The organism is Variovorax sp. VRV01 (assembly GCF_014852545.1).
Taxonomy (GTDB): domain Bacteria; phylum Pseudomonadota; class Gammaproteobacteria; order Burkholderiales; family Burkholderiaceae_C; genus Variovorax; species Variovorax beijingensis_A.
Genome location: NZ_JACVBS010000070.1, coordinates 1 through 452, shown reverse-complemented (window position 1 = coordinate 452; position 452 = coordinate 1). Strand labels below are relative to the sequence as shown.

General features: G+C 72.3%; 1 protein-coding gene. It reads left to right on the top strand.

Annotated elements, in window-relative coordinates; all coding sequences use genetic code 11:
- On the top strand, positions 1-452 hold a 452-nt coding region (locus tag IB278_RS34355; RefSeq protein WP_263864285.1), incomplete at both ends, for a contractile injection system protein, VgrG/Pvc8 family.

Sequence of the window (452 nt, the reverse complement as noted above, 5' to 3'; positions counted from 1 at the left end):
GCCACGAGGCCGGGCAGCACGTGCTGGTCTTCGCCGACGACATCGCCAGCGCCCATGCCCCCTTGCCCGGCGGCGAGGCCGTGCGCTACCACCCGCACGAGAAGGCCGGCATGACCGGCGGGCTGGAGGCCAGCGAGCGCATCACCGAATGGGCGCAGGCCGAGGAGATCCGCCCGGGCCACCACTTTCGCAACCACTACGACTTCGAGAAGCCCCAGGCCGACCTCGCCAGCCGCCGCCAGATGCCCCCGGGCCACGCGCACGACGGCTTCGAGCGCTACGAATGGCCGGGCGACCACCTGCAGCACGAGGACGGCGAAACCTATGCGCGCATCCGCACCGAGGAGCAGCTGAGCGAGCGCAGCCGGGCCAGCGGTCGTTCCAACCGGCGCGACCTGGCCCCGGGCCACCTCTTCAGGCTCACGCACCATCCGCGCGACGACCAGAACCGC